Raw genomic sequence first — 25,765 nt, 5'->3', positions numbered from 1 at the left:
TGGGTTAAATACCGCTCTCGCGACGCGCGAACAGATCTCCGATCGACGCGACAAAATGCGTGTTCATCGCGGCAATCGCAGCTTTCGGCTCACGATCGGCGATCGCTCGCGCAAGATCATGATGATGCGCAAGAACGGCGGTACGTTGTCGCGCCGTGGTTCGCGTTGCCCAGGCGGCGGGCACCGCATGGACCATCATCGGCGCGAACGAGCGGATGATCTGCAGGAACAGCATGTTGCGCCCCGCCTGCGCGATCGCCTGGTGAAATGCGATGTCGTGCCGCGTCAGCGCATCGACATCGGTACCTGCCGCCCCCATTGCCTCAGCCAGACCGACGATCGTCCGTGCCTCGTCGTCGCTGCGTTCGATCGCGGCCAGTTCGGCGGTGCGCAACTCCAGCGTGCGGCGCACGTCCCAGATCTGCACCATCGAGATCTGCGCGGTCGCCACCGCGTGATCGAGCGACGTCGCCATGACCGACCCGTCGATCGCCGCGACGCGCGCGCGGCGGCCGTTGCCCACGTCGATCAGCCGTAGCGCCGCCAGCGCGCCGAACGCCTCGCGGAGCACGGGCCGGCTGACGCCCAGTTCGGTAGCGAAATGCCCTTCAGACGGCAGCGTGTCGCCGACCTTCATGTCGTTCGCGCGGATGTGGGTGCGGACCGCGTGGACCGCCTGGTCGACGAGCGAACCGCCCTCGACCAGTCGCAGGCTTGCCCCGCTCATGCCGCGAGCCGTGGTGCGCGCAGCGACGACGGGGTCGTGCCGAACTGCCGGGAAAAAGCCCGGGTGAAGCTGGCGTTGTTGAGATAGCCGCAGCGATAGCCGATCGACGACACCGGCAGGTCGGTCGCGATCAGCAGCTGGCGTGCCGCGCCGAGCCGCCGGTCGGTCAACGCATCGGCGACGGTGCACGCAAACATGTCGCGAAAGCCACGAGTCAGCTTCGCGCGGTTCAGCCCGCACGCACGCGAGATCGAATCCAGCGTCATCTTTTCGCCCCAACGTTCGTCGATCATCCGCTTGGCAGCGACGATCCGCTGGCTGTCGCGCGCGGACAATTGCCCGGCACCAGCGAGGGGTACGAGGTCGTCCTCGACGATCCGCTGGAACGTGGTGGACAAGAGTTCGATGCATTTCGCCGAGCGATGCGTGTTGCACCAAGGCTCGGGCAGCACGCAGTCGCGGATCGCCGCGACGATCAAGCGCAATTCGCTCGGTAAGTGGCATGCGAGGTCCGCGTCGGGCGCGTAGTCGAAGACCCGGAGGCAAGCGCCGCGTTCGACCGCAAGGACGAGGACCGCCTGCTCGCCCGAAGGAACCACGCCCGTAGTGACGGTCACATGCGCCGGCGCATCCTTGCCCAGCGTGAAGCAGAGTATGACGCCGTCGGCAGGCAATGCCGCCGGATCGACTACGCCCGCGCCGACGAACGCCGACATCTCAGGCGACACCGTGACGCGATCCTTTTGCAAGCCAGCCTCGTCCAACACCGATCTCCTTTTCTCGTTTCCCGAGATTGGAGACGATCATGCAGCTATCGGATAGCTCATGCAAGAGCTATCTGACAGGTTACGCGATAGCCGAAGCCGGTGCGCGGTGCATTGCCATCCAGAATGCGACGACGGAGATCGCGCTGGTGACCACGCCGACGATCGCAAGCCCTTGCGCGAGATGCGCTTCGCCACCCAGCATGCCACTGGCCGCCGCGACCAGCGTCGGGGCAAGACCGTAGCCGATCAGCCCGGCGATCGCGATGAACACGCCGATGCACAACCCGCGCAATTCGTTGGGGATCAACACCGTCAACGCGACCGACGTCACGACGCCCGTGACAGCGCCACAGGTTACCAGCAGGCCGACCGCGACCCCGAACAATGGCACTGAGGGCATGATCGGAAACAACGCCGCGGGTACGCCGGTCGCAGCGGCGACGATCGCGCCGATCAACAGGCCACCGCGTCGCCCGCTCTTCTGCCCCCGGTCGGCGGACAGCCCCCCGACGATCGCTCCCACCACGCCAGCGCCGAACAGCAACGCGCCCATCCAGCCGGCGAACTGGTCGGGTTGCAGCCCGAACGTCCGCGACAGGACCGGCGATACCCAGATCCCGGCGGCGGCATCGGCCATCACCACGCTGATCTGACCGATGAACAACGGGATCAGGAACACGCGCCGCGCCCAGAGTTCGCCGGCCACGATTTTGAACGGCGCATGGGCGCCCGCTGCAACCTCCTGCCGTGCCGGTTCGCGGAGCAGGAACAACGGCAGGATCGCGAGCGCGCTGACGGCGGCCAGGCACAGATGGACGCTACGCCATGGCATCATCCCTGCGAACCCGGCCGGTGCGCTGCCGTGCGCGAACAGCCCGAACAGCGCGCCCGACAGCGCCAAAGCGAGCGCGATCCCGAGCGACTTGCCGAGGTTCACGATCAGCATCGCCCTGCCCCGCTGCGTCGGCACGCAGAAGTCCGCGCAGAGCGACAGTGCTGCGGTCAGTGCGCCGGTCGTGCCGATCCCGGTCAGCATGCGCGCGACGAACAGCGGCGGGACACTGTGCGCGAGGCCGGTGAGCAGCGTGCCAACCGTCCAGACGAACGCAAGAGCGATCATCATCCGCACCCGGTTATAGCGATCGACCATGATGCCGATCGGGATCGAGAATACGGCCAGAGGCAGTGCCGCCGACAAGCCCTGGATCAAGCTCAGCGTATAATCGCTGAGGTGAAGTTCGGCCTTGGCCCCTTCCTGCACCGTCCCGAATGCGCCCATCATCGTGAAACCGATCGCCATTGCCAGCGCGAGCGCAAGCAACGGCAGCAGCGTCTTGGCGAACGGTGGTGAGACCGTGTCGATCGGTCGGGCGAAATCGGTCATGCAGGGTCCTTATGCAAGCGCGCGGCGCAGCGCCTCAAGACTGTCGCGGCGCGCCTGTTGCGAGACCGGACCGTCGGCGAAGATATCGAAGCCGTGATAGCCGCCGGGATAGACGTGAAGCTCGACCGGCACGCCCGCGCGGATCAGCCGCGTGGCATAGTTGATGTCCTCGTCGACGAAGAGATCGAGCGCGCCGGTCGCGATATAGGCGGGCGGTAGGTTGCCGAGATCGGTCGCGCGGGCGGGCGCGGCATAGGACGATACGTCGTCGCCACCGGGCGCGCGGCCGAGCAGCGAGCTCCAGCCGAAGCGGTTGCTCTGCGCGGTCCAGATGAATTCGCCGGCATAGGGGTTCGAGGCGGCGGTGCAGGTCCGGTCGTCGAGCATCGGGTAGATCAGGTGCTGGAACGCGAGCGTATGTTCGCCGCGGTCGCGCACCATCAGCGCCAGTGCTGCGGCGTAACCGCCGCCCGCGCTCTGCCCCATCACGCCGAGCCGCGCCGGATCGATGCCGAGCGTATCGGCGTTCGCGATCGTCCAGGCGAGCCCCGCATAGCAATCCTCGATCGGGCCGGGAAAGTTCGTCTCGGGTGCCAGCCGGTATTCGACCGACACCAGGACGCATTGGAGGTCGGCGATCAGGGGGCGGACCAGCGGGTCGTACTCGCTGACCTTGCCCATCACATAGCCGCCGCCATGAATATGATAGATGCACGGCAGGACGCCGGTGACACCGACAGGCCGGAAGACATGCAGGTCGATATCGGGCGCTCCGGCCGGACTGGGTACGGTGTGGATCTCCAGCGTCGCCAGCGACTCGTCGGCCGGCGGCAGCATCGATGGCCGGTCGCGCATCGCCGGCAGGATATCGGCGGTGAGCGATATCTGCGGCATCATCTCCAGCAGCGGGCGCAGCGTCGGGTCCACTAAATGCAGGCTGTCCATCACTCTCTCCATGATCGTCGTTCCGAAGCGCGTTCGATATCGGACCGGCGTTCAGAACGCGAAGATCTTGCCGGGATTGAACAGATTGTGCGGATCGAGCGCATGCTTCAGCGTCCGCATCAGATCGACCGCATCACCCAATTCCGCGACCAGCCAATCCTGTTTGCCGATGCCGATGCCGTGTTCGCCGGTGCAGGTGCCATCCATCGCCAGCGCACGCTCGACCATCCTTGCGTTGATCGCCGACACCTCGGCAAGCTCCGCCTCGGACTCCGGATCGATCGAGAAGACGACGTGGAAATTGCCGTCGCCGACATGGCCGAGAATGGTCGCCGGAACCGACGACGCCTGAAGATCGGCCTTGGTCTCGCCGATGCATTCCGCCAGGCGGCTGATCGGCACGCACACGTCGGTCGCCCAGCCGACAGCGCCGGGGCGCAGGTTGACCGCCGCGTAATACGCCTCGTGCCGCGCCTTCCACAGCTTCGAGCGTTCTTCTGGCATGTTCGACCAGCGGAAATCGCCGCCGCCGTTCGCCGCCGCTAGTTCACGCACCGTTTCGGCCTGTTCGTCGACATAGCGCGGCGAGCCGTGGAATTCGAAGAACAGCGTCGTCAGTTCGGGGTAATCGAGCTTCGACCAGGCGTTGACCGCCTTCATCTGCATGTCGTCGAGGATCTCGACGCGCGCGAGCGGCACGCCGATCTGGATCGCCTGCACCACCGTATCGACCGCGCCGTTCAGCGTGTCGAAGCTGCACACCGCGGACGAGATCGCCTCGGGAATGCCGTGCAGCCGCAGCGTCACTTCGGTGATGATGCCGAGCGTGCCCTCGGAACCCACGAACAGCCGGGTCAGGTCATAGCCCGCTGCCGATTTGCGCGCACGCCGGCTGGTGCGGATCTCGCGACCATCGGGCGTTACCACCCGCAGGCTCAGTACCGCCTCGCGCATCGTGCCGTAGCGCACCGCGTTGGTCCCACTCGCCCGCGTCGCGGCCATCCCGCCGATCGTCGCATTGGCGCCGGGATCGATCGGAAAGAACAGCCCCAGGTCGCGGATGTGCTCGTTGAGCTGTTCGCGGCGGACCCCGGCCTGCACCGTGCAGTCGAAGTCCTCGGCGTTGACCGAGACGATCTGCGTCATCTCGGACAGGTCGATCGAGACGCCGCCGTGCACCGCCAGCGTGTTGCCCTCGATCGAGGTTCCTGCACCGAACGGCACGATCGGTACTTTCGCCGCGGTGCACAGTTTGACGAGATCGACCACCTCCTCGGTCGATCGCGCAAAGACGACGGCGTCGGGCAGCATCGGTGCGAAATGCGCCTCGCTGCTGCCGTGGTGGAGCCGCATCGCGTCGCTTACGTGCAGCGCGTCGCCGAACCGCTGCTTGAGCGCCGCGACGAACGCCGGGTCGAGCGGCGCACGTTCTACAGGGTCGAAATGCATGGTCATCCTAGAACCGGAAGCTCGCGCGCACGCCGTAGCGGCGACGGTCGCCCTGGATGGCAAGGTTCGACGCCAGCGGCGCGAGCCCTGCGCGGACCAGCGCCGACTTGTCGATATAGCTTTCGATGAACTTGGTGTTGAACAGGTTGGTGCCGAACGCCGTCACCGTCAGCCCGCTCGAGAAACGGAAGCCGAGCGAGGCGTTCGTGATCGCATAGGCCGATAGTTTCGGCGCGACATTGGGGTCGAGCGAGGAGCCGACCCGGCTACCCTTCCCGAAAATCCCGGCATCGAGCAGCACCGCATTCTCGCCGACCGGCACGGTGTAGGTCGTATTGAAGTTGAAATTGTAATCGGGCGTGAAGATGATCCGGTCGCTCGATACGTGGACGCCGGTGGTCGCGAAATACTGGCTGTCGTCGGTGATGCGGGCATGGAGATACGACGCGCCGGCATCGATCCGCCACTGGTTCGTCACGCGCAGATGCGCCTCCACTTCGGCGCCGTAGCTTTCGACGGTGCCGGTGTTGAGGTTGATCGCGACGAATCCCCCGCTGGTGTTGGGCGCGAGCGAGTTCTGGCCGATGAAGTCCTTATAGTCGTTGTAGAACACGTCGGCGTTGATCGTCAGGCGACGGTCGAACACGTCGAACTTGGTGCCGAGTTCGTAGGTCCAGACATTGTCGCCCTTGTAGGTCGCATCCTCCGGCCGCGTACCCGGACCGTTCTGGCCACCGCCGCGGATACCCTTGGCGACCGAGGCGTAGCTCATCACCGCCGGTGTCCAGTGTTGCGTCAGCGTGACGCGCGGCTGGAACTGGTCCTTCTTGTACTCGGGCGCCGTATACGGCGTCGTGCCGTTGACCTGGCTTGCGACCAGCTTCTGGTGATCGTAGCGGCCACCGATCGCGAGATCGAGCGTGCCGACTTTCAGGAACGCGGTGGCGAAGATCGCGCGTGTGTCGTTGCGGACATAGGTCGACGACGGCGTGGTCGAGGCCGGCGCCGGGAAGGTCGGCCCCAGCAGCGCGCGGAAATCGATCGTCGTAAGCTGATCGCTCGTCTGCGTGTAGCGGTTGCCGTACAGCCCGATCAACGTCGAGAACGCGTCGCTCCACTGCGTATCGAAGCGCAGTTCGGCGGTCTTGGTCTTCAAGGTCGAACCGCCGCGGGTGCGGAGCAGGTCGACGGGGCCAAAATCGCCGTCGTTGATCCCGGCGACGTTTTTCTGGTTGTAGGCGCCGATCGCGGTGATCTTGGTTTTCAGCGAGGCGGCATCGAACTCGCCCTTCACGCTCGCGCCGTAATAGTCGATCACGGCGCGGTTCAGGACGTTGGTCGCGCCGTCGAGCCGGTAATCGGTCGGCCCGGCGACGTGAATATACGACGTGCTGCCGCCTGCGGTCTGGTCGTAATTGCCGTTGACCGTGAATACCGCCCAGTCGGCCGGCGTGAAACGCAGCGTGCCGCCGACGCTTTGCTGTTTCAGCGGGTTCATGTCGCCGATCGTCAGCGTGTTGCGCATGAAGCCGTCCTGTTCGTGATAGGACGCACCCAAGCGGAACTGGAGCAGATCGCGCACGATCGGCCCGCTGACTGATCCCGATACCGACGTGTAATTGTCCGTGCCGGCGATCGCGGCGTCGAACCGGCCTTCCCAGTCATTGCCCGGCTGGCGGGTGATGACGTTGATCGCGCCGCCCAGCGTGTTGTTGCCGAACAACGTACCTTGCGGTCCGCGGAGAACTTCGATCCGCGCGACGTCGACGATCGGCGAATTGAGATAGGAGGTGTTCGGCTGGTAGACGCCGTCGATGAAGATGCCGACGCCGGGCTGCACCGTGTCGATCAACGTCGTGCCTATCCCGCGGATCGACACGAACGCGCGGCCGACGCTGTCCGAATTGATGTTCAGGCCCGGCGTGTAGGACGCGACGTCCTTGACCGTATTGACCTGCAGTTCCTTGAGCCGGTCGCCCGAGATCGCGGTGACGGCGATCGGCACGTCCTTCAGCGATTCCTGGCGCTGACGGGCGGTGATGATGATGTCGTCGGAACTTGCGGGCTGCGTTACCTTGGTCGCGTCCTGCGCAAGGGCCGGCGTGGTCGTGAGAGCGGCGGCGGCGCATCCTGCGGCGAGCAATGTCTTGAAGCGCATTGGATCCTCATCCCTTTAGAGCGCCGATCCATCGCCGGCTACTTCTACAGTCAGAGCTATCCGATAGCTTACCTGTATGAAAGGTCCCGCGCTATGCCGTCCGGCTCGCGGACTTCGCCGATCGGAGCGTTACCAGCAGCTATAGCCGCCGTCGGCGAGGACGATGCTACCTGTCATCAGGCTCGCCGCATCCGACGCTAGGAACGCGACGATCGACGCGACTTCTTCGGGTTCGCCGAGACGGCCCTGCGGCGTGCCGTCGATCCAGCGCCTGTACATTTCGCCCTCGCGATCCGCGAAGCTGTTGAGAACGGTGTTGATGTAGGTCGGCGCAACCGCGTTGACGCGGACACCGCGCGGCGCCCATTCGGCAGCGAGGCTCTTGGTCAGCTGATGCACTGCGGCCTTCGATGCGTTGTAATAGCTCTGCGGTTGCGGTCGGTTGACGATGAAACCGCTCATCGACCCGACATTGACGATCGCGCCCTTCCCCGCCGCCAGCATGTGCCGGCCAAAGGCGCGCGCGCACCAGAAGGTGCCGTTGAGATTGACGTCGAGCACGTTCAGCCAATGCTCGTCGGCGACGACTTCCGCTGGGGTTTCACTACGCGCGATCCCGGCATTGTTGACGAGAATGTCGATCGCCCCGAGCTGATCGGCGACTGTGGTGACGCGTGCCGGGTCGGTCACGTCCATCGCGATGCCGTCGACCGCATAGCCGTTCTCCGAGAGCGCCGCCTGCCCGGCCAAGATCGCCGCCTCGTCGCGATCGGCGATCGTCACGAGCGCGCCCATCTCCGCCAGCGCCTCGGCACAGGCAAGGCCGATCCCTGCCGCGCCACCGGTCACCAGCGCGCGACGGCCCGTCAGTTTCAGTCGTTTGCGATACATCGTCGGTCCTCAGGGCAGGAATGGTGCGGCTGGCATGGCGGGCTCGTGCCGCGCCTCCTGCCGGACGAGGGAGTAGACCTGCCGCGTGTCCGCAGCGAATTCGGGCCAGGGCAGGCTGCCATCGATCGCGAACTGGACCCACAGCGCGTGCATCCGGTTGGCCAGATCCTGCGGCGGATTGGGTCCGCACAGACCCTGCTCGCCGGTTGCGCAGGCCAGGGCGTCGAACACGAACGGCAGTTCCATCCCATGCGACGCACCGAGCTCGCCGCCGAACATCGGTGAGCGCCAGTCGAACTCGTACATGTGCGTGCGCCCCTTGTGCGCTTCCGCAAACCTGCGCGCTGGCCAGCGAAAGACAAGATCGTTCATCGCATCGGTCAGCGCCTGGCCGGGCTTCCTGCCCTTCGTCCCGATCCCGTACGCCTTCAGCACTTTGCGCGCGTGCGGTTGCGACTTGTGCAGGACGTACGTCGCGAGCAGCCGCCCGATCTTGTCGCGTACGCCGGTGGGGACGAGGTAGAGGTTCATCTCCTCGGCATTCGTGCCGATCAGCAGATCCACCTCCGCGCCAGCGCCATTCGCCAGCGCATCGAGCGGACGCTCCGGCAGGACGTCGTCGCCGTGAACGGGGACGAACCGGCTGATGCCGAATACCGGCTCGCGCCCCGTCTCGTCACGCAGATCGATCCGCGCGGCCGGCGCTGATACCGCCTCGACCGCATCGATCAGCGTATCATGGCTCACGCTCGTGAAACCGGCAGCATCGGGCGCGATCCTCAGGATCTTCGCCAGCTTCTTCACCAGCCGCTGCATCACCGGGATCGAGCGCGTCATCCCGCCATGCCCACTCTGTACGATCGCGCGCCTGAACAAACCTTTGGCGAGCGGCGAGGTGATCAGATCGGCGATCGCCATCGCACCCGCGGACTCGCCGAACACCGTGACGTTGCCCGGATCCCCGCCGAACGCCGCTACTCCGTCACGCACCCATTCCAGCGCCGCGATCATGTCGCGCAGGCCAAGATTGGTCGGCACGCCGGGGATTGGCAGGAAGCCGTCGACGCCCATCCGATAGTTGAACGCGACGCACACGACGCCATCGCGCGCGAACGTGCTGCCGTCCTGCACCGGCGCATCCTTGCTGCCGATCACGAACCCGCCGCCGTGGATGAACACCATCACCGGCAGGTCAGTTCGGTGGTCATCGGGGCGCCAGATATTCGCCGTCAGATAGTCGCCACCCGGCACCCAGCCTTCACCGATCAGCGGTACGGTATCGAGGCCGGGGAACGCCTTGGTCCGCTGCGGTGCATTGGGTCCGGCCACCGTCGCGTCGCGTACGCCGGACCACGGCACGACCGGTTGTGGCGGCGCGAAGCGGTTGGCGGCCACCGGCGCCGCGGCGTAAGGCACGCCGAGGAACCGCAGCACGCCGCCGGCGGTGCTCCCCTGCACGATACCGTCGGCGGTCGAGACGATGGGTTCGCTCACGATGTTCTCTCCTTCCGATCCGCAGCCGCAGTCGGAGGACGAAGGTAGCAGCCCCGCAACGCCCGTCGCGAACTCACATTATGCCCATCGTTGCTTTCATCGTGCAGTCCGGCGAGCCGACGCGCGTCCGCGTCACCAGGCTCCGGTTCCGGTCGCGCCCCGCCGGTATTCCGCGATGCGCCGTCGGGTCGCGGGAGATGTCGTCTCCGGCAGGTCTTCCAGCGGGAACCAGCCGGCCTGGTCGATCTCCCGCAGGTCGGCACGGTCTAGTATGCCGCTCGCTGCAGTTCGCACGACGAAGATCACGATATGGTCGTCCTTGCTCTCGCGGCGGCTATGATAGACGCCCAGCACGCGCTCGATCACCGGGTCGGCAATCGCCACTTCCTCGGCAAGCTCGCGTACCAGCGCGGCGGGGATGCTCTCACCCTTCTTCACGCCGCCACCGGGAAGATACCAATGATCGGCATAGGTATGCCGCACCAGCGCGACCCGCCCGTCCCGGTCCAGCAGCAGCGCGCGAACACCGATAGTGCGCGGCTTGCCGACCCGCCATACGAGCCTCGCTACCCTGCCGATCATTCGATTATGTATACCCACGCGCTGGTGTTCCTGCCTGTAAACGACGCTTCGGAGTGGTACCCGAGAATGGGGGTTCATGCTCCAAATGCCTTCGGTGGGCACAGTCATGCAGCGGCCTTGCACAGTAGTTGGTTTGGTCGCTTGCCCCGAATGCGCGCAGACTGCGATGACTCTCCCGATCCGGATCACGGGGGCAACGCGTCGGTGCAACGTCTGTTCGCCGTGCTTGCCATCCCGAGCATCGGCGAGCCGTCAAGACGTAGGAGAGCGATGGTGAAAGAGGGACTTCTGCTGTTAGCGATCGAAGAGTGGCAACGACCATGACGCAGCTTCACCGTGCGAACAATGTTTCCGACCTGCGCCTGATGGCACGCAAACGGCTGCCGCGGCCGATCTTCGACTATATCGACGGCGGCGCCGACGACGAAGTGTCGCTACGCCGAAACGTCACCGCATTTTCGAGCTACGCACTCGTGCCGGACGTTCTGAAGGACGTCTCGAACATCCGGACCGGCGCTACGCTGTTTGGGCAACCGGCGCGCTGGCCGCTGATGCTGTCGCCGACCGGCCTTACCCGTATGTTCCACGGCCATGCCGAACTGGCCGTCGCCCGCGCTGCTGCGCGCCACGGCATACTCTATAGTCTGTCGACGATGGGAACGACGCGGCTGGAGGACCTTGCCCAGGCATTCGCCGGGCCGAAGGTTTTCCAAATCTACATCTTCAAGGACCGTGGCTTGACCGCGGAGTTCGTCGCGCGTTGCCGGGATGCAGGCTATCACGGGCTGGCACTGACCGTGGACACACCCGTTGCCGGCAACCGCGAACGAGACAAGCGCAGCGGGCTGTCCCTCCCACCCAGGCTGACGCTCAAGTCGCTACTGAGCTTCGCACGACATCCATCATGGTCGCTTGCCGCGCTGACGGGGTCGAAATTCGATCTTGCGAACGTCAGTCACAAGATCGACGCGCTCGCATCGGGGCCGATGAGCCTGTTCGACTATATCGGTGGCCAGTTCGATCGCTCGGTCGGGTGGCGCGACGTCGAATGGCTCGCCAGGGAGTGGAACGGGCCGCTCGCGATCAAGGGCGTGATGACACCCGAGGACGCGCGGCGGTCGATCGCGTCGGGAGCGACCGGCGTGATGGTATCCAATCATGGCGGACGCCAACTCGATGGAGCGCCTGCACCGATCGATCAGATTGCCGCGGTGCGCGACGCCGTTGGCGATGCGCCGGACGTCATCTGCGACGGTGGCATCAGGCGCGGCTCGGACGTGGCGAAGGCATTGGCGCTAGGCGCGACCGCCTGTTCGATCGGGCGCCCCTATCTGTACGGTCTGGCAGCCGGCGGAGAGGCCGGAGTTGATCGCGTCCTGACGATATTGACCGAAGAATTCGAGCGTACGCTGACGCTCGCCGGCGTGAACGATGCAGCAGCGCTGTCCCGTCGCCATGTTCAGCCCCGCTACTGAGCAGGCTCATTCGACGCGTGGGTATCCAATGCCCGCCCGCCCTGCCGGCCTGACGTATTTAGACACAAGTGTACGTTGAGAGGACCAAGCTGTTTTTGAACGATTTACGGCCCGAACCTCGACGAGTTCCAGACGTCGAGCATCGCTTGCCAGTTTGACCGTGAAGCGCGATCGACCGATCCCCCGACCAGCTGAAAGTGTGTGCTTTCGACAATGTTCGCACTGGATGCCTCGCCGATCCAGAACCGGCCACGCCGGGCGGTGCCGAGGCTTGCCAAATCCGGACGTCCACTCATCGGCCGAGAAGCGCCCTCGTGGCGCCGAGAAAGACTTGATCTGGTCGACGCCGGTATGTTCCGCTGGTGCGCACCAACGCAAGGGGCTAGTCGCGTTCGCGTAGAAGACCGTTCCGCGCGGTAGTCTTGCGCCTTGTCATCTCCGTTATTCGATGGGTTCTTGAAGATGGACGACACCCACCCGCACTCGTGGCGTGTCGCCGGCTTTGCTTTGTCGGCAGCAGGCGCGATGCTGTTCGCGATCAAGGGCGTGCTGATCAAGCTGATCTATCGCTACGGGATCGACACGACGAGCCTATTAGCGATGCGGATGGTACTGGCCGTACCGGTGTTCGCACTCGTCGGCGCACAGCGGTGGCAGCGGCTTGGGCGGGATGCACGGCCGGACGCGCGCACGCTCGGCATGGCCATGCTCGTCGGCATCCTCGGCTATTACGTCTCGTCTTGGCTGGACTTTCAGGGGTTACAGACGCTGGATGCGCAGATCGAGCGGTTGATCCTGTTCACCTATCCGTTCCTGGTGATCCTGTTCGGGCGATTGCTGCTTGGCCATCCGCTCCGCGCGCATGCCCTGCTCGGCGCCGGCCTCAGCTATGTCGGCCTGTTCGTGATGTTCGCGGGTGAGCCGGCGCGGCTGGGGGCGGCAGCACTGACAGGCGGGGCGTTCGTGGCGACCGCCGCCGTAACCTTCGCGCTCTACCAGTTGTTCGCGCGCGAGTTGATCCTGCGCTGCGGGCCATCCTTATTCACGGCCGTCGCCATGAGCGCGGCGGGCGTGACGGCGTTGCTCGCTTTCTTTCTGACCCATCCGGCCGCGGCGCTGATACCGCCACGAGGTGCCTGGGCATTGATCGTCGCACTGGCAGTGTTCGCAACGATCGTTCCCGCCTTCCTGATGTCAGCGGGCACCGCCAGGATCGGCGCACAGGGCACCGCAATCATCTCCACGATCAGCCCGGTGGTAACGATCGGGGTCGCTATCATGGTGCTCGGCGAGCCGTTTGGCTGGCCAGAGGCAGTCGGCACTGTCTGCGTGCTAGGCGGCGTGGGTCTCTTCAGCGTAATCGAAAGCCGCCCGCGTTTGTATTCGACGCATGAGGAAGGGCTGGCTTGAACGATCGCGGCGCGCGCGGCGCGGCGCCTCGGGGCTGCGACGAGCCAGTTGCGGACGTTCAGGAACGGTTTGCCAGCCTCAACCGTGCCGGCTCCATCTATTCGGGTCCACCGTCTCGACCACCTTTCAGCGAGAAATCATTTCTCCGACCCGCCGCTCGAGTTCGATGATGTTGAACGGCTTGGTCAGGACCTCCATCCCTTTGTCCAGATGACCTGCCCCCACGGCCGCGTTGGCGGCATAGCCGGTGACGAACAGTATTTTCAGGTCGGGCCGGGCGACACGGCCAGCATCAGCTACCTGACGGCCGTTCAGTCCCCCGGGCAGGCCAACATCGGTGACGAGCAGATCGATGCGCTCGTTCGACCGAAGGATGGCGACGCCCATCGGCCCATTGCTGGCAGTGAGGACGCGGTACCCGGCGTCACCGAGAATCTCGCTGACGAGTTCGCGGATCGCGATTTCGTCCTCCACGAGCAGAACGGTCTGTCCCTGCTGGGCACGGTGCCGCGTCTCCGGTGACTGATGCGCATCGTCGAGATCATGCACGCCGACGAGGCGAGGCAGGTAAAGACACATCGTCGTCCCCTGCCCTACCTCGGAGTAGATACGGACCTGCCCCCCGGATTGCCGGACAAACCCGTAGATCATCGACAGGCCGAGTCCGGTGCCTTCGCCGATCGGCTTGGTCGTGAAGAACGGGTCGAACACGCGCTCGATGATCTCGGGTTCCATGCCGGTTCCCGTGTCCGTCACGCAGAGCGACACATAGTCGCCGGGTGGCAGATCCTGTGCCGCCGCGGCGCGTGCGTCGAGCGCCTTGTTGCCCGTTTCTATCGTCAGCTGACCGCCTTCGGGCATCGCATCGCGCGCGTTGATGCACAGGTTCAGCAACGCATTCTCGAGCTGCGGCGCATCGACCAGGATCGGCCACAGACCGTTGGCGGAGACGACCTTGACCTCGATCGCGGGCCCCAATGTGCGATCGATGATCTCTTCCATCTCCGCGATCAGTCGATCGACATCGGTCGGTTTAGGCGCGAGGGTCTGACGGCGCGAAAACGCCAGCAGGCGCTGGGTCAGCGCGGCAGCGCGATTGGCGCCGGTCTGTGCCATGTTGATGTAACGATCAACCTTGTCGTACTCGCCTTTTGCGAGCTTGGCGCCGAGCAGCTCCAGCCCACCGGTCACGGCGGTCAACAGATTGTTGAAGTCGTGCGCCAGGCCGCCGGTCAATTGCCCGACCGCTTCCATCTTTTGCGCCTGGCGAAGCTGCTCTTCCGCCTGCGCCAAGGCTTCGGCCTGCTCCTTTACTGCCGTGACGTCGCGGCCCGTCGCATAGGTCATGTCGCCGGCCGGTGCCGCAACCCAGGAAATCCAGCGAACCGATCCGTCCTCGTGACGATAGCGCACCTCGACATCCGGCCGCTCGCCATCGGCGGTAAGGCGCAACGCCTCGACTGTGCGGGGATGGTCTTCTTCGAGCACGAATTCGTTGACGTGATGCCCGACCAGCGCCGCCGCGTTATACCCCAACATCGCCGTCCACGCCGGATTGACGCGGCGAACCACGCCGCCGAAATCGATGACCAGCATGAGATCGGGCGACGTTTCCCACATCCGATCGCGTTCCGCCGTGCGCTTGACGACCGTGTCTTCGAGCGTCTCGTTCAGGTGCAGGAGTGCATCCTCGGCCCGTTTGCGTTCGCTGATATCGATCGACGATCCAACCAGTCCGATCACAATACCATCGGCATCGCGAAAAGGCGCCTTTGTCGACAGCCAGGTTGCAAACGTTCCGTCGGGCCGGCTGACGTCTTCCTCCAGGACCTCGACGACGTTTTCGGCCATGATCCGCTTGTCATTGACCTCGACCGCGGCCGCCTGAGAGGGATCTTCGAGGAATTCGCGATCGGTTCGCCCGATGATCTCCGTTAACGGCTTGCCGACCAGCTCGGCCGTCCCCCGATTGGCGGCCAGCATCCGACCCGCGCGATCCTTGGCATAGACGACCCCCGGCACCGCATCCATCACCGCCGCCAGAAGTGCATTCGCATGCCTGACCGCGTCCTCTGCGGTGCGACGCTCGTCGATATCGATGACCGAACCGATATATCCGAGGAATTGGCCATCCTGACCAAACCGCGGCGACGCCGCGTCGATTGCCCAACGGTATGACCCGTCGGCGCAGCGCAGGCGATACTCGAGGCGAAACGGTGCCGCCGCAGCGTTGGCCTCGAGAAAGATGCGTCCAGCTTCCGCCCTGTCGTCCGGATGGGTCGCGTCGAGCCAACCCAGTCCCTCCGCTTCGGCCGGTGTTTGCCCGGTGAAAATGTACCACTGGCGGTTGAGATACGTACAGATGCCCTGTGGGTCGGTCACCCACATCATCACCGGCGCATGATCCGCCATGTTGCGGAACCGATCCTCGCTTTCCCGGACCTCATCGTATCGGCGATCTCGGTCCTTGATCGTCAATCGCAGATCGAGTTGCGCCATGACTTGGTGTGCCAAGACACGAAGCGTTTCCTGGTGAAGCGCGGTCCATTCCCGCGGACGATGGTCCAGCACGCAAAGTGTCCCGATCGGCAGGCCCTCGCCCGTCTTCAGCAAGGCGCCGGCATAGGATCGGATATGCGGATCGCCGCTCACCAGCGGATTGCACTCGAACCGCCCATCAAGGGTAAGGTTGGAGATCAGAAGAAAGTCGTCCTCGAGAAGCGCTTTGACGCAAAACGAACTTTCAAGCGGCGTGCTGCGCACACCCAGTCCAACCTCGGCCTTGAAAAACTGCCGGCCTTCACCGATCAGATTGATTACTGCGATAGGCGCCTCGAGCAGTTTCGCCGTCAGTCCTGCAAGATCGTCAAACGACGCTTCGCGCGGTGTGTCCATCACCTCGTAGCGCTCCAGCGCCGCAAGCCGCATCGTCTCCCGATCGTTCAGTTTTACCAAATTAACCAATGATCTAACCTTAGGACCGATGCGGGTGCTTGATCGAGCGGATTAGTGGATAACTGGCAATCTGCAACAGGCCGGTTCTGTCAATCCGCGCAGCAAACCGTGTTCGAACGATGCGCGTTCGGCGCCGGCGCCAACCCAAGCGAACAAAACCATTGCAACGTGGCAACCGAGCACAGGTCTCGGAGGCGAGAACTCGATACTGATCAACTGCGCCTCGACGCCATACCCCGCTTGGCCCTCTGTGCGACATGCGTGCGCGACAGTTCAGAGCATAGGAAACTGAACGATCTGAGCAACTTGAGGGAGGTTCGGGGACAGGTGTGTGCGACACCGTTGTGCGACGATCCGCTAGGGACCGTGGCCTAAACGGTTGGTTCACTGGCGATTTTTGTATGGTGGTGCCGCTTACAGGACTCGAACCTGTGACCCCCGCATTACGAAGGCTAGTGACGCACCGGGAATAAGCGAACGTTTACATGTGCTTATCTGACATCTCCCCCTGCCTAAGCGGCGGCACCCAGCTGCTTCCCAGTTTGGCATGAGACCGTCGATCGGCCGCTTCCTAGCGAAAGTGCTTTGGCTTGGGAAAAGCCGAAAAGTCGACCTGCGCTATACCTGCGGGGGAGCGGCTGACAGGTCGCCTCGCTCCGATGCGCATGCCTCTTGAAATGTCGGAGATGAGAGGAAAGCGGACTGGCTGCTTTCGGCAGGATTGGCGTATAGGCGGACTCGGACGCCTAACCGACAACAACGGTGTTCTGCTCTATGAAGGCGGCGCGTAGGCCGAACAGCCATGGCACCCAGAATACTGTGTAGGCTGGCCATAGATATTCGTACCACGGGAGCTGATGCATTAACTCGGCAATTGAGCCGAGCATCAGGACGACGCTGGCACCGCCAAACAGGATCGTCGCCAGAGCGCTTCGCAAAGGTCGGTCGTGCCTGTAGGCGGTCAGGCGAACTGGCCGATTGTATCGTCGCAGGCAAAGACCAGCGATACCGATTACGAACGGTGACGCGATGATTGCAATCAGAACGCTCCCATACATCGGTATGCCAATACTATCGCCATCGGGCGGCAACTGGCCCGAGCGCAGTACCTGAGGCCAGTAGACGAAATTAAGGGCGGGAAATGCAGCGATTAAGAATGCTGTCAAAATCCATAAAGGTCGAGCGGTTGCGGGCAACGAACGTCTCCTTTTGGATGTGCTACAATGCGGAGCGATTGTCCGAAAGTGGGCGGAAGCGGCATGGCCGGAATGGGAAGGAAAGCAGACCGTCCGCTTACCGGTCATTTCGCTAGAACTGCGCCGTTCTTGTGCTTATCCTTACTTGATGGAAGGCATGATTCAGTTCAATATTCGCGACGAGCAAGGAATGCTGCTCTGTCCTGCATGCGGCTATCCCGGCTTTTCCTTTAACCCAGCCTACTTCGAGCATGGCGGAGAGCGTATTGTAATTTGTCCGTGCTGCATGTGGGAGCCGGGGTATGACGACGACGACGCGAGTTCCGCAACGGATGTTCTCAATGCGCTGCGCGGTTACCGGAAGGGCTGGCACGGATCGGCGCTGTGGGCCTCACCGAACGACCCGCCCCCGAACTGGGACGGTCAACGGCAGCTTTTACATCTCTTCAAGGTTGCGCCTAACGTCCGCTAGTGGGCGTTATAGCCCATCAGAGCCGGGTCCAGAGTGCTCGTGCCGAACGCCCGATAAGGAGCAACGCAGCCAGCGCGGCGAGGACACACACAGCTAGCATGAATTGCGCAGTCAAATGACCCGGCCCGTCGCTTACGCCCACGGCTAGAACTGAGTAGAACGTGCCGATGCATGCGGCGACCAGCAACACGGTTCCTGCGGCAAGCACAGCTATCGGATGCATGTCGTTCATGTAGCTCCTTCAAGCGTCCGCTTTCGGGCACGCTAGAACTGTCATTGGATGGCGACAACTGGGCGTGACCGGACCCAAGGCGACATGGTTCAGTTCCGATCTAATTCGGCTGATCGCTTGGCCTGTTTGGGGTATCGCCGGGGTACATGGCGAAATACGAAGTTGGGGAAACCGCGTATTGCTGCGGGGCGGGGGCCGTTGCGGCGGAGGGTGTCTCCGCCGCGTGAATGTTGCTGGGCGTAACTCGTCGGTCGCAAGCCGGGGCCCCGCCCCGCCCGCACAGCTCGGTGCCATGAGGCCGTTATTTTTGTTTGATCGGCCGAAGTGGGGGCGCGACGCCGTCAGCAATGTGTCGGCGTCGTTTTACCCGGCAACGGTTTTTCAAAATTGGCGGCTAACCTAGGCCGCTGCAAAGTACGTTAGAGTATGTGTCCCAAGCTAAGCTATTTACCGGCTGCGCCTAGGATGATCACATCTACAGAGCGCGATGCGCTCGCTGGACCACCTGAATAAATTGCACCACCGGAAAACTGGAGAACCAGTCCGGCCTCCTGCGCTTGCGGACCGAAGGAAACACCGGCGGCCGCTACATATGCGGCCGGCTTTGCATCCAGCGTTGTCACGGTAAGTCCCTTGGCATCGCCGTCAAAGGTGACGGTCCCCTGGACGCTACCGAGCCGCATATCCGCGCCGCCCGTGACAGGCGTTCCGATAATTTCCATGTTGGTCGTGACCAGTCGTCGCCCAAAATCAATTGTCAGTGACAGCGTGCTTCGACCAAGACTCATTTCTGTGACGGTCCTGTTGTCGAATAGTCCCGTTACGTAGTAGGCTGTGCCAGCCACCGACGTTCGCGTGAATGTCGCCGAACCCGAAGTCGGCAACGCAGATGAAAGAGTAGGGATGCCGGTCAGGCATAAAACGCGAACCCGGTCTCTCTTTCCATCGCCCGGTAGTACATAGTCAATAAGACGGGTATAATTTTCTGCGCCGGCCGGCCGCAGAAGTGTTAACGATGATCCAGATGATTTCGTCCAGCGAGTCAGATCAGATGTTGTCTGTGAAATGTCAGCGGCTACGAAGTTCGGGACTTCACTCGCTGTATACCCACCATCACCCAATGAGCGGATCGATTGAGTATCCGGATCGTAGCTGAACTGTTTGCCCTCGCCATATCCAGAAATTCCGGTCACCTGAGGCGGATTGGTTCCAATACTTTGAAAAGCGCCACAGGATGTATTCAACTGAACGTTTCCGCGAAGATCCGCGAACGTGGAGGCCGTTGGCGTTGGCGTTGGGCTGGGCGTAGGTGACGGAGCGGGAGTTGGTGCAGGGGTGGGAGAGGGAGTTGGTGTTGGTACTACGGCAATCGGAGCGCCCCCATTATCTGCGCCACCACAAGACGAGAGTACAAGTGTAAGAAAAATAGAGCCAATCGTACGCTTCATAATTACCCCTGGTTTTCTCCGCCCAACGTTGTTGCTGCTGCTAAGTCAACAGCCGAGTTCGATCATGTTTCATATTGAACCATTCGGTAAAAATGAGGCCGTTCGCGAACGAATTGCTCGAGATGCCTCGACCTCAAAAAGTTTTCGAGCAGAAATTGCAATATATCAATGCCTTGGGCGGGCGGTGCGATCCACTAATCCATTTTCGATGTAGATGGCCGTCTGTCGCGGCCGGAGCGGGGTATCGATGGGGTACAACGTACTGTACGCTGCTAACAAACGTTGGTCTTGTGCGGGGTATGGTCCGCTGCGGCGGATGGGGTATCCGCCGCGGTTGGTACCTGAATGTCTGAGATGGAGAGGACTACGGACAGTCGGCTTTTGAGCAGAAAGCTTCGAAAGCCGACCTTCAGCCGAGCTTCGCCAATGCCTCAATCGTTTCATCGCGCGTGGGTGGTCTACTGTCATCTTCTAAGAAGTTAATTGCGTCCCGAACGGCATCGTCCGCGAAGTCGAAGTCGTCGCTCATGATGATGCAATCTGCGACGTAGTTCGCGAGTTGGAACGGCAATCGCCCATCGGCTATAGCCGTGAGCAGTCGCCGTGCGCCTTCTCTCGTCACCTCGACGGGCGGACCATCAGTGATGAGGATGTAGCCGTTCTCCCCCGCTTGGAAGGCAGCTTCGCAGGCATTCACTTCGGCAGTGATCTCATCAACCAGCATCTCCGGCGAGAGAACGCAGGTCAAAAATTCTACGAGGGTCGCATGCTCCATAGAGGCAGAGTGCATCGCTGAACGAAGGTCCGCAATTAGGAACCGTGGAACTGGCTCTGAAAGGCCGACAATGGGCGTTAGCTGTCGAACCACGCTAAACGTTCGACATCGACGGAGCTACTGCCCATGTGGCGTATGAACGCATCGCGAAGCCCATCGATGTGCTTTTGCCATTTTGGAAGGTCTTTGCTCGGATCAACGCCATCGGCTTCGAACAGCCACCCGACGAACTGATCGACCGTCACCATTCCTCTGTCAGGCAGGAAATCGGTGACGTGCATTGGGCGGTCATCGACGACCGATCCGCACCAACCGCGTTCCACGCAAACCTCTGTCATCAAGGCATGGAAGGGCTTTCGATCCGTCATCTAACAATGCTGAACGAAAGACCGTAGGCGGACATCCGCAATAAGCTGTGGGGCCATGTTTCGAAGCTGATCAGCTCTGGTCATTAGAGGCTGGTCGCACGCCTATTGAATGTCTGCAATTGGGCGATCACCGCCGGTCGAACGCAATCGTCTTCGCTGTAGCAAACGGCGGGCTGACCACGGCTTCATACCAGTCGGCACGGAAGCCCGGCAGTGCGGATAGATGCGCGATCAGGTCTGGCCAGCCCGCCGCTTCCTCATGAAACGACCACACATGCCCCGCGACCTCGACATCGCAGCATATCAAATCCGTCGTAATTTCATCTCGCTTGTAGAAGATCACCGCACGGACGTCGGGCAGCGGCAACTGAGCAAGGAGGGCTGGCGTGATCGTCATTTCGATATAATGCCTTGATGACGAACGGCGGAAATCGGGCGCGGATGTCGGCTAGCTGCCTATCTCATCAGGGCTTTCGCTCGCATGAGGCAGTATCAAAGACGAAGTAGCGCCTTCCTCTTAGCATATGCGGTGTATGTTCTCGCCACCATGCTGCGGCGCTCGGACTACGGTCGGCTAACTGATCGACCGCGGTCTTTGCGTTTACCGCATAGCCCTTCACCTTGAAACTCTTGCCAGAGAGCAACGCCCACAATTGGAGAATCCAGCCTCGTGGCCCGGTGAGTACGCCCAAACCTCGCCACTCGCGCTCGCGCTCGCGCTTTGAGGTCAGCGGCAGCGACAATCCAATCCACTCGTCTCTGACCCATTCCGGAGCCTCGCCAGCGGGCCGGCGCACGATCTTGATGTTCATAAAGCGATGCTGTCACGATGACCGAACGTCCGCAATCAGGAATAGGTATTTGGCGCCTTGCGTCTGCTTCGTGGGCGTGAGCGGAAAAGGCTGGAATGGAGAGGTCAGCGGCCGTTCCTATCCGGTTCGAAAGCAGGCAGCGGCCCGCTTTCAAATGAGTGCTGCCAACCCTTTGCAGCGATCAAGCGCGCTTGTTGGAAGGTAAATTCCATCTGAGAAATGCGCTGGTCATGGTTGTTTATAAAATCCACGGTGATCAATTGTTTTCCGCATCCGTCAGCAGGAAGGTCCATATAATCCCAGCCAAGATACCGGAACTCGTCGGCCTTGATAGTTTGGGCGATTGACCGAGCACCTGCTATACCTGCATTCGGCGACCCCACGTCTCCAATGATCAGATTGAAGCTAGCCGATTCGTCGACTAAATCGCTTAGTAAGGCGTCGGCCTTTGGACTGGTTGCAGCCGCAGCCGCCATAATCTTCACGGCACGCTGACCGAGCGCTTCATGGACAGCACGGGCTCCGTTGATGTGAGCTAGATCGCAGCCCGACACGGGTGCGCTGGCGAGGAGGATAAAGGCAGCGATCATGACATCATGCTGCCAGTCATCTTCCCCATCTGCAATCGGGCGGAAGCGGAATGGCCGGAATGGAGAGGGAAGCGGACATTGCTATGGAGCCAACAACGGGCCATCATCCCCGCATGAAAGAGTATCAATGTTGGTTTTGCGGGGTAGGCATCGACCGGACTGCCGATGCCCACGCCGTGATGATTGTGGTCGAGAACCTCTGGCGCTGGGACGCGGGATCAAAGAGCGACGATGACCCGTGGCAGGCAGTCTATGCCCACTCGGCCTGTGCGAGGACACGCCTTAAAGGCTCGACTATGGAACTAGAACCCGATCTTCTCGGAGACGACACCTAAACGACCCGGATTGGTGGTTAGCCGACGTTCCGTCCCAGCAGCACTGCTTCGGCTCGCTGCCGATCCATCAATGCCTTTAGTTCGACGGCGAAGTTCGCCGTGTTGGAATAATTTGTTCGGAACACTGCCTGACATTGCCGTCGCGTATCGTGATGATCCGCTATGCGAACGATCACATCAAGGTCGCCGGTTTTGTTCGCGGGCAAAATCGAAATGCCGATGATGACTTCATAATTAGAGCCGTCGCCGTTGCACTGCCCCCACTCCTCGACGAATGGGTTCGCGGGCGAGAACGGATAGGCATCCAGCTTCGGAGCCATCTCTTTGACGTTTTGCCATTGCACCCAGAACCCACCACGACCGGTGAACGCATCCGTCTGGACTGATACCGCTAGCCAACCGAAGTCGTCGTCGGGATCAGAACTAAACTCGTAACGCAATGTCAGTTCGGCGGTCATGATGCCCTTCTACGCGACGCGAGCCATGTCCGCTATTGGGCGAAAGGAATGACCAGGATGGGTAGGAAAGCAGTTATCTGTTCCAATTGACGAAAACGACAATCAACCCAAAACCTGCGATTAACGCCCACATTCCGGTTACAGCCCAGAACGTAACCGGAGCCGAGCGGCGGTTCGTATCAACGTCCAAATTGAAAAGACATTACCTGACGCGAGCCCAGCCGCGATGACGAGCGCAGGGAAAGTGAAAACTACGAGACCGGCAATCGTGGAGGCGTTCATGCGCTACCCTAGCGCGAGATTGTATGTCCGCTAGTGGGCGGGAGCCGTCATCCGACTGCGAAGGGAGCGAGAACGGCAAAAACTGGTGGTTAGCTGCCGCTCGATGTCAAACCGGTGGCTACCGCGAAGGCGGCAAGGTCATGCGGTATGGCAGTTCGGTAGGGCGGAAGCCCCATTTGTGAAAATTGCTCATAAAATTTCTCAAAGTCGCGCCGAAACTTTGGCCGCTTGTCGAGATGATTTCGCAGCGAATCGGTCGCTAGAGGCGCGCGCCCAAGTGATAAGATATAGCTCAAAACGCCCTCTTGTGGAGGCCAGTCTTGATCGGATAGTGCCGCTACGCCTTCGATCGCACCCTGAAATATTGCAAAGAGCGGATACGCGCCAACTCGTATCGAAGTGATGAGATCATCGGCTACCGAACGTCGCTTCGTCTTATCTGCGAAGTCCCATTCCACCCAACCGGCAGGATCACACAAATAGCCTAGCTGGTTTCCAAACACAGGTATCGGGAATGACGCTTTTGGCCGTATCCAGTCGCTCGGGTGATTCTTTCGCCAAGCGGTTAGAGACTTGGAATAAACACCGACATGCACCCATATCGCAGCCCTTTGTCCAGCCACGTTGTTGCGGTCAGACTGGACAGTAATCTCGAAGGTTAGGTCGCCGGACTTTTGGGAAAACTTTGGTCCGGAGCGCGTGAACGAAAAACCGTCTGCGGCGATTGCATCACCTACCATTTGAAGGCCGTGAAAAATTGCCTCACGCGGTTTCTCCGCCGCGACATCTGGATTTTGCCGCGCGTTCGCCGCTGCAAGTTTTTGCCGTGCTGTCGCGGCTACTAAATCGGCGAATGATCGCGGGCTCGCCATAAGATTTCTCCGTGCCGTTCAAGCAACCATAAGCCAGACGCCTTAGGTCCGCTATTGGGCGTGAGCAGACGTAAAATTTACGCAGGCAAATCAATTTTTACCGGCTGGGTTGTGACCTGCGTAGGGGTGAGCAGGAATACCGCTGCGCTTGCTAAGCCAATGAAACCCGAGACATACTTTCGACTACGGATGTCGATCACAGCCTTGGTCAGGCAGTAAATCGCCGCCGCTAGAGCTGCGAAGGTCCAAAGGAAGAAGGTCCACATGAGCCCACGCTAAAGGAGGCGATGAGCAGCGGCAACGGGCGGCGGCGGAAAGGTAGCTGTAATCCGACGTCGGTGGAGACCAATCTAGCTACGGAGTGGTGATCGTATGGTAAGCAGTGCGGTGAAGTCCGGGTCTTCCACGGCCTGATTCTTGTCAGCTAACTGGTAGATGCCGGGGCTCGCCGCCTCGATAGCCTCAAGCGCCGGGGCGATCACAAATTCCTCGTTATTGGCTTGCCGGACCACGATGCCAGCGAGTCTTTCGACGGATAGCACTGTTCCGAAGATTTGCTCCCGCCGGAGCAACCGGTCCTCGTGATCGACATACGTCAGACCGACTATAAGCGTGCACCCGACTAGGTCGTTCGCAAAATCACCGTCCCAATCGTCGTCGCCGTCTAAGCTCTCGATTTCTTCCATGCCCAACCATGCCGGGTTGGCAGAATATTTGCCAGTGCCCTCTGCCACGATGATCTCGGACCGGACAATCGCCTGTCTACAGCGGCAAACGAAGCTGCCCCGCCTCAACATCCATTGGTCGGTAGAGAGCGCTGTAGACGTGTTCGGCAACTTCGCGCCGCGCGTCCGCCCGCAACCGCTCCTGCTGCACCGTGAGCCCCACAAGCCCAACCGGAGCCTGCTTGATCAGGTCCGCGATACGTTCCGCGGTGATCGCGCTCGCCATCAAACGAACGCCATAGCGTGGGGCGACAGGCCGCGTCGTGCGAACTCCGCCTCGATCGGCGCCGGCACGTTTTCATGGCGGGCGGCTAAACGAAAAGGGCACCTAGGTTTCCCTAGGTGCCCCTCCAGTTCGAGCTGTGTTTGGGAGCGGCTCGTTCTGTCCCGTGAAACTAGATACCGTTCGACAGGTTGGTGTCGGGATCGTTCGTCCGCATATCTTCAGCTTGGTTTTGACCAGTTGCACGGACGGCATCGGCCTTGTTCTCGAGGCGCGCTTCGGCCGCTTCGTTGCTCACGTTGTCCGCAGCGTCTTCCAGGTTGTCTGCGACAGCCTCGGTGTTGGACTCAATGTTATCGGCTGCCTGCTCGCGTGGGCTGGAGTTGCATGCCGACAGCGAGACAAGCCCAGCTGCCATCGCGATAACGAATGCCTTCGTCATTTTCGACCCCCTGTCGTTCGTTCTGAACTAAGCAGCTTGAAGTCCTGTGGGAGTGATTTGTTCCGCCACGCTAAACGGTGAGGGGCATACTTAATCCATGTTCGTGAGGAATATGTCGTTTAAATACAAATAACCAGATCGGTTTGGGTTTTGATTGACCCCTTAGATTAGAAAGACTTCGGTTTGCTTGTCGGCCTGGGGAGGCCGAATCAGATGGGGTTATTTCAATGAAATTTACAGTTGGCGCGTTCGCGTGTGCGCTCATCATGGTTGCGCCTGCGGTTCAGGGGCAGACAGC

At 61.7% G+C, this 25,765-nt stretch carries 26 protein-coding genes; 3 read left to right on the top strand and 23 right to left on the bottom strand.

Translation table 11 applies throughout. The features are described 5' to 3' along the window. Positions 1–4: 4 nt before the first annotated feature. The 9 genes from SJY41_RS17765 to SJY41_RS17725 all read right to left on the bottom strand — a co-directional run bounded on the left by SJY41_RS17765 (position 5) and on the right by SJY41_RS17725 (position 10,397). A complete protein-coding gene (locus SJY41_RS17765; RefSeq protein WP_380783540.1) occupies positions 5–727 on the bottom strand; it encodes a FadR/GntR family transcriptional regulator in 723 nt (240 codons plus the stop codon). Beyond that, positions 724–1,491: a helix-turn-helix transcriptional regulator gene (locus tag SJY41_RS17760; RefSeq protein ID WP_380783539.1), complete on the bottom strand. Its 768-nt coding sequence runs from the start codon at positions 1,489–1,491 to the stop codon at positions 724–726. The genes SJY41_RS17765 and SJY41_RS17760 overlap by 4 nt, the downstream gene beginning before the upstream one ends. 82 nt (positions 1,492–1,573) lie before the next feature. Next, positions 1,574–2,878, bottom strand: a complete 1,305-nt coding sequence (locus SJY41_RS17755; RefSeq protein WP_380783538.1) for an MFS transporter — start codon at positions 2,876–2,878, stop codon at positions 1,574–1,576. 9 nt (positions 2,879–2,887) lie between these two features. After that, complete coding sequence (locus tag SJY41_RS17750) at positions 2,888–3,823, bottom strand: alpha/beta hydrolase (protein WP_380783537.1); 936 nt, start codon at positions 3,821–3,823, stop codon at positions 2,888–2,890. 51 nt (positions 3,824–3,874) lie between these two features. Continuing rightward, entirely contained in the window at positions 3,875–5,278 is a 1,404-nt protein-coding gene (locus tag SJY41_RS17745) for an FAD-binding oxidoreductase (RefSeq protein ID WP_380783535.1), read from the bottom strand. Position 5,279: 1 nt separating this feature from the next. After that, positions 5,280–7,430, bottom strand: coding sequence for a TonB-dependent receptor (locus tag SJY41_RS17740; protein ID WP_380783534.1), 2,151 nt, complete (start codon positions 7,428–7,430; stop codon positions 5,280–5,282). A 129-nt stretch (positions 7,431–7,559) separates the two neighbouring features. After that, entirely contained in the window at positions 7,560–8,321 is a 762-nt protein-coding gene (locus SJY41_RS17735; RefSeq protein ID WP_380783533.1) for an SDR family NAD(P)-dependent oxidoreductase, read from the bottom strand. Between the two features lie 9 nt (positions 8,322–8,330). Further along, positions 8,331–9,815 carry a carboxylesterase/lipase family protein gene (locus SJY41_RS17730; protein ID WP_380783532.1) on the bottom strand — a complete coding sequence of 495 codons (1,485 nt, stop codon included), beginning with the start codon at positions 9,813–9,815 and terminating at the stop codon, positions 8,331–8,333. A gap of 132 nt (positions 9,816–9,947) precedes the next feature. Next, a complete protein-coding gene (locus SJY41_RS17725) occupies positions 9,948–10,397 on the bottom strand; it encodes an NUDIX domain-containing protein (protein ID WP_380783530.1) in 450 nt (149 codons plus the stop codon). A 308-nt stretch (positions 10,398–10,705) separates the two neighbouring features. Here SJY41_RS17725 and SJY41_RS17720 point away from each other — a divergent pair, with 308 nt between their 5' ends. Further along, entirely contained in the window at positions 10,706–11,872 is a 1,167-nt protein-coding gene (locus SJY41_RS17720; protein WP_380783529.1) for an alpha-hydroxy acid oxidase, read from the top strand. 462 nt (positions 11,873–12,334) lie between these two features. Then, complete coding sequence (locus SJY41_RS17715) at positions 12,335–13,282, top strand: DMT family transporter (RefSeq protein WP_380783528.1); 948 nt, start codon at positions 12,335–12,337, stop codon at positions 13,280–13,282. 126 nt (positions 13,283–13,408) lie between these two features. Here SJY41_RS17715 and SJY41_RS17710 read toward each other — a convergent pair whose 3' ends face one another. Continuing rightward, positions 13,409–16,246 (bottom strand): PAS domain S-box protein, encoded by a 2,838-nt coding sequence (locus SJY41_RS17710; RefSeq protein ID WP_380783527.1) that lies wholly within the window; start codon positions 16,244–16,246, stop codon positions 13,409–13,411. A 737-nt stretch (positions 16,247–16,983) separates the two neighbouring features. Beyond that, positions 16,984–17,433 (bottom strand): hypothetical protein, encoded by a 450-nt coding sequence (locus SJY41_RS17705; RefSeq protein WP_380783526.1) that lies wholly within the window; start codon positions 17,431–17,433, stop codon positions 16,984–16,986. Between the two features lie 13 nt (positions 17,434–17,446). Here SJY41_RS17705 and SJY41_RS17700 point away from each other — a divergent pair, with 13 nt between their 5' ends. After that, entirely contained in the window at positions 17,447–17,905 is a 459-nt protein-coding gene (locus SJY41_RS17700) for a hypothetical protein (protein ID WP_380783525.1), read from the top strand. A 675-nt stretch (positions 17,906–18,580) separates the two neighbouring features. Here SJY41_RS17700 and SJY41_RS17695 read toward each other — a convergent pair. The 12 genes from SJY41_RS17695 to SJY41_RS17640 form a co-directional block, all read right to left on the bottom strand. After that, positions 18,581–19,330, bottom strand: coding sequence for a hypothetical protein (locus SJY41_RS17695; protein ID WP_380783524.1), 750 nt, complete (start codon positions 19,328–19,330; stop codon positions 18,581–18,583). 664 nt (positions 19,331–19,994) lie between these two features. Further along, positions 19,995–20,360 (bottom strand): hypothetical protein, encoded by a 366-nt coding sequence (locus SJY41_RS17690; RefSeq protein ID WP_380783523.1) that lies wholly within the window; start codon positions 20,358–20,360, stop codon positions 19,995–19,997. A gap of 77 nt (positions 20,361–20,437) precedes the next feature. After that, complete coding sequence (locus tag SJY41_RS17685) at positions 20,438–20,728, bottom strand: hypothetical protein (protein ID WP_380783521.1); 291 nt, start codon at positions 20,726–20,728, stop codon at positions 20,438–20,440. Positions 20,729–20,855: 127 nt separating this feature from the next. Then, entirely contained in the window at positions 20,856–21,125 is a 270-nt protein-coding gene (locus tag SJY41_RS17680; protein WP_380783520.1) for a hypothetical protein, read from the bottom strand. Positions 21,126–21,192: 67 nt separating this feature from the next. Beyond that, positions 21,193–21,540 (bottom strand): hypothetical protein, encoded by a 348-nt coding sequence (locus SJY41_RS17675; protein ID WP_380783519.1) that lies wholly within the window; start codon positions 21,538–21,540, stop codon positions 21,193–21,195. A gap of 104 nt (positions 21,541–21,644) precedes the next feature. After that, a complete protein-coding gene (locus tag SJY41_RS17670; protein ID WP_380783518.1) occupies positions 21,645–22,130 on the bottom strand; it encodes a hypothetical protein in 486 nt (161 codons plus the stop codon). Positions 22,131–22,482: 352 nt separating this feature from the next. After that, the gene (locus SJY41_RS17665) at positions 22,483–22,923 is read right to left on the bottom strand and encodes a hypothetical protein (RefSeq protein ID WP_332798061.1); all 441 of its coding nucleotides are present in this window, start codon (positions 22,921–22,923) and stop codon (positions 22,483–22,485) included. A gap of 371 nt (positions 22,924–23,294) precedes the next feature. Then, the gene (locus SJY41_RS17660; RefSeq protein ID WP_380783517.1) at positions 23,295–24,077 is read right to left on the bottom strand and encodes a DUF4304 domain-containing protein; all 783 of its coding nucleotides are present in this window, start codon (positions 24,075–24,077) and stop codon (positions 23,295–23,297) included. Between the two features lie 77 nt (positions 24,078–24,154). Next, positions 24,155–24,343, bottom strand: coding sequence for a hypothetical protein (locus SJY41_RS17655; RefSeq protein WP_380783516.1), 189 nt, complete (start codon positions 24,341–24,343; stop codon positions 24,155–24,157). Between the two features lie 84 nt (positions 24,344–24,427). After that, positions 24,428–24,811, bottom strand: coding sequence for a hypothetical protein (locus SJY41_RS17650; protein WP_380783515.1), 384 nt, complete (start codon positions 24,809–24,811; stop codon positions 24,428–24,430). 28 nt (positions 24,812–24,839) lie between these two features. Then, a complete protein-coding gene (locus tag SJY41_RS17645) occupies positions 24,840–25,028 on the bottom strand; it encodes a DUF6771 family protein (protein WP_380783514.1) in 189 nt (62 codons plus the stop codon). Between the two features lie 169 nt (positions 25,029–25,197). Further along, positions 25,198–25,467, bottom strand: coding sequence for a hypothetical protein (locus SJY41_RS17640; protein ID WP_380783513.1), 270 nt, complete (start codon positions 25,465–25,467; stop codon positions 25,198–25,200). Positions 25,468–25,765: the final 298 nt, after the last annotated feature.

It is taken from the genome of Sphingomonas sp. R86520 (genome assembly GCF_042466285.1).
Lineage (GTDB): Bacteria > Pseudomonadota > Alphaproteobacteria > Sphingomonadales > Sphingomonadaceae > Sphingomonas.
This window is presented reverse-complemented; position numbering and strand designations above follow the sequence as displayed.

Bases quoted from the DNA above. Each gene is read 5' to 3' on its own strand.
- SJY41_RS17765 (WP_380783540.1), bottom strand. From the start codon at position 727: ATGAGCGGGGCAAGCCTGCGACTGGTCGAGGGCGGTTCGCTCGTCGAC.
- SJY41_RS17755 (WP_380783538.1), bottom strand. From the start codon at position 2,878: ATGACCGATTTCGCCCGACCGATCGACACGGTCTCACCACCGTTCGCC.
- SJY41_RS17675 (WP_380783519.1), bottom strand. From the start codon at position 21,540: ATGAACATCAAGATCGTGCGCCGGCCCGCTGGCGAGGCTCCGGAATGG.
- SJY41_RS17640 (WP_380783513.1), bottom strand. From the start codon at position 25,467: ATGACGAAGGCATTCGTTATCGCGATGGCAGCTGGGCTTGTCTCGCTG.
- SJY41_RS17665 (WP_332798061.1), bottom strand. From the start codon at position 22,923: ATGACCGCCGAACTGACATTGCGTTACGAGTTTAGTTCTGATCCCGAC.
- SJY41_RS17750 (WP_380783537.1), bottom strand. From the start codon at position 3,823: ATGGACAGCCTGCATTTAGTGGACCCGACGCTGCGCCCGCTGCTGGAG.
- SJY41_RS17690 (WP_380783523.1), bottom strand. From the start codon at position 20,360: ATGGAGCATGCGACCCTCGTAGAATTTTTGACCTGCGTTCTCTCGCCG.
- SJY41_RS17740 (WP_380783534.1), bottom strand. From the start codon at position 7,430: ATGCGCTTCAAGACATTGCTCGCCGCAGGATGCGCCGCCGCCGCTCTC.
- SJY41_RS17725 (WP_380783530.1), bottom strand. From the start codon at position 10,397: ATGATCGGCAGGGTAGCGAGGCTCGTATGGCGGGTCGGCAAGCCGCGC.
- SJY41_RS17715 (WP_380783528.1), top strand. From the start codon at position 12,335: ATGGACGACACCCACCCGCACTCGTGGCGTGTCGCCGGCTTTGCTTTG.
- SJY41_RS17670 (WP_380783518.1), bottom strand. From the start codon at position 22,130: ATGATCGCTGCCTTTATCCTCCTCGCCAGCGCACCCGTGTCGGGCTGC.
- SJY41_RS17735 (WP_380783533.1), bottom strand. From the start codon at position 8,321: ATGTATCGCAAACGACTGAAACTGACGGGCCGTCGCGCGCTGGTGACC.
- SJY41_RS17655 (WP_380783516.1), bottom strand. From the start codon at position 24,343: ATGTGGACCTTCTTCCTTTGGACCTTCGCAGCTCTAGCGGCGGCGATT.
- SJY41_RS17745 (WP_380783535.1), bottom strand. From the start codon at position 5,278: ATGACCATGCATTTCGACCCTGTAGAACGTGCGCCGCTCGACCCGGCG.
- SJY41_RS17685 (WP_380783521.1), bottom strand. From the start codon at position 20,728: ATGACGGATCGAAAGCCCTTCCATGCCTTGATGACAGAGGTTTGCGTG.
- SJY41_RS17645 (WP_380783514.1), bottom strand. From the start codon at position 25,028: ATGGCGAGCGCGATCACCGCGGAACGTATCGCGGACCTGATCAAGCAG.
- SJY41_RS17680 (WP_380783520.1), bottom strand. From the start codon at position 21,125: ATGACGATCACGCCAGCCCTCCTTGCTCAGTTGCCGCTGCCCGACGTC.
- SJY41_RS17660 (WP_380783517.1), bottom strand. From the start codon at position 24,077: ATGGCGAGCCCGCGATCATTCGCCGATTTAGTAGCCGCGACAGCACGG.